Raw genomic sequence first — 2,101 nt, 5'->3', positions numbered from 1 at the left:
GTGCGGGCCTGCTCTTCGGTGAGCCCGAAGCTGGCCACCTGCGGCTGGCAGAACGTGGCGCGCGGCATCATCCGGTAGTCGCCGAGCGTCAAAGTCTCCGCCCCAGCAATGGTTTCGGCGGCCACCACGCCCTGGGCCTCGGCGACGTGGGCCAGCTGCAGCAGCTCGGTGACATCACCGACTGCGTAGATATGGCTGACATTGGTGCGCATGTGGTCGTCGACCCCGATGGCCTTGCGCTCGGTGAGCACCACCCCGGCCGCGTCCAGGCCGTAGCCCTCGACATTCGGCGCAAACCCGATGGCCTGCAATACCTTACCGGCGGTGAGTTGTTGGCTCTGGCCGTCTTTGCTGACAGTGACGGTCACCTGCGAACCTGGTGATCCGGGGTCGCTGATTGCTTCCACCTTGGTTCCGGTCAGGATCTGGACGCCCAGTTTCTTGAACTGTTTCGCAATCTCCCGGGAGACCTCGGCGTCCTCGTTGGGCAACGCCCGCGGCAGACACTCCACTACGGTCACATCGACACCGTAGTTGGTCAGCACGTAAGCGAACTCGATGCCGATGGCGCCGGCACCGGCGATGACAATCGACGACGGCAACTCCCGGGCCAGGATCAACTGCTCGTAGGTGACGACGTTGGCCGACAGCGTTGTGCCGGGCACCAGCCGGGTGCTGCTGCCGGTGGCGATGATGGCGTTGTCGAAGCTGACCGTGTCTGTGCCACCGTCATTCAGCGCCACCGACAGCGTGGTGGCGTCGGTGAACGTGCCGTAGCCGTGGATCTCGGTGATCTTGTTCTTCTTCATCAGGAAGTGCACGCCCGCCACCCGGCCCTCGGCCACCTGCCGGCTGCGATCGAACGCCGCACCGTAGTCGAAGGTCACGTCACCGCTGATCCCGAAGGCTTCGGCTTCGCGTGAGAAGATGTGGGCGAGTTCGGCGTTGCGCAACAGCGCCTTGGACGGGATGCAGCCGACGTTGAGGCAGACCCCGCCCCAGTATTTGGGTTCGACGATGGCGGTGTTGCGGCCCAGTTGGGCGGCGCGAATGGCCGCGACGTACCCGCCGGGTCCGGCTCCGAGAACGACGACGTCATAGTGAGTCACGGTCACTACCTTAAAGCGGCGGTATCCGGCGAGCTAGAACGGTGGTGGTTCATCGTCAGGACTTGGTGGTGGTTCGGGACCACATCCGACGGCGTGCAATGCTGCCCGGCCGGCTTTGTCGACTTGGCGTACTCGCCGGTTACGCCACCGTTCGCTTTCGACGTAGCGGGCACGGTTTTGGGCGCGGGTGCGGCGGCGTTGGGGCATCGCGGCGGTGCGGCCGGCGCAGCGGTCGGTGGGCGGCGCGGGTGTGGTTTCAGGCGGGGTGAGGTCACCGGTGGGGATGGCTAGGGCGGGAAAGAGCAGGGCGCTGCCTGGGGTGCTCACATAGGTGTGCCCGGTCGAAGCGGTCCGGATCAGCGTCCCATCGGCAAGTTGCTTGCCTTGCCAGCCCCAGAACGTTTTCAGAAGATGATGCGCGCGGCACAGTGCCTTGACGTTGGTGGCAAGTCGGCTATCTACCCATCTCTTGGTGGGTTCCCGGGTTGAAGGGATTTCATCGGTAGCTGGGGCAGCGGACCGGTCAGCCCGTCAGCTTTCCGATCCGCTGCTGGGCGGGCTGGCGTGTCGTGCCGGGTGCCACGGCGATAGCGGTCCACGAGTCGCCGCGCCGCCGGGCCTCGGTTACCGCGTCGATCAGCTCGGTTTCGGCGTTGTGCACGGCTTCGGTTGCGGCGACAATGCGGCGAAACGCCGTCGCGTCCCGGGCCGGGTGGGTTGCGGGGTCCACGCGGTCAAGTCCGGTGTGGTCGTGGGTGACGGGCATGGTGCTCACCTCATTTCAAGTAGTGGTGGAACGACGGCCTGAGAGCATCGGCATGGATGATGCGGTCGGGATCGTCGGCGGGAACGGCCGTCAGCTCCAGCATCGCTCCGTTGCGTGCTGGTCCGATGACCAGTAATCGTTCCTCGCCGTCGTACTCGTACGGTATGAATTTGACTGCGTTGCGGAAGGCGTGGGCTATGTCCTGCTCGGTGACACCGTGCTTGCA

4 protein-coding genes are annotated in these 2,101 nt (G+C 65.2%); all 4 read right to left on the bottom strand.

Annotated features, from left to right (window positions below):
- A partial coding sequence (gene lpdA / locus AC2VON_RS03440; protein WP_486951689.1) for a dihydrolipoyl dehydrogenase occupies positions 1-1,109 on the bottom strand: 1,109 nt, incomplete at its 3' end.
- Positions 1,110-1,142: 33 nt separating this feature from the next.
- Positions 1,143-1,436 carry a hypothetical protein gene (locus AC2VON_RS03435; protein ID WP_486951688.1) on the bottom strand — a complete coding sequence of 98 codons (294 nt, stop codon included), beginning with the start codon at positions 1,434-1,436 and terminating at the stop codon, positions 1,143-1,145.
- 196 nt (positions 1,437-1,632) lie between these two features.
- Positions 1,633-1,875 carry a hypothetical protein gene (locus tag AC2VON_RS03430; RefSeq protein WP_486951687.1) on the bottom strand — a complete coding sequence of 81 codons (243 nt, stop codon included), beginning with the start codon at positions 1,873-1,875 and terminating at the stop codon, positions 1,633-1,635.
- Positions 1,876-1,885: 10 nt separating this feature from the next.
- On the bottom strand, positions 1,886-2,101 hold a 216-nt coding region (locus AC2VON_RS03425; RefSeq protein WP_486951686.1), incomplete at its 5' end, for a hypothetical protein.

The sequence above is a fragment of the Mycobacterium sp. TH-M82 genome, from assembly GCF_057473605.1.
The sequence above is the reverse complement of the archived record's forward strand: the minus strand, read 5'-3'. Positions and strand labels throughout refer to the sequence as shown.

Bases quoted from the DNA above. Each gene is read 5' to 3' on its own strand.
- AC2VON_RS03430 (WP_486951687.1), bottom strand. From the start codon at position 1,875: ATGCCCGTCACCCACGACCACACCGGACTTGACCGCGTGGACCCCGCA.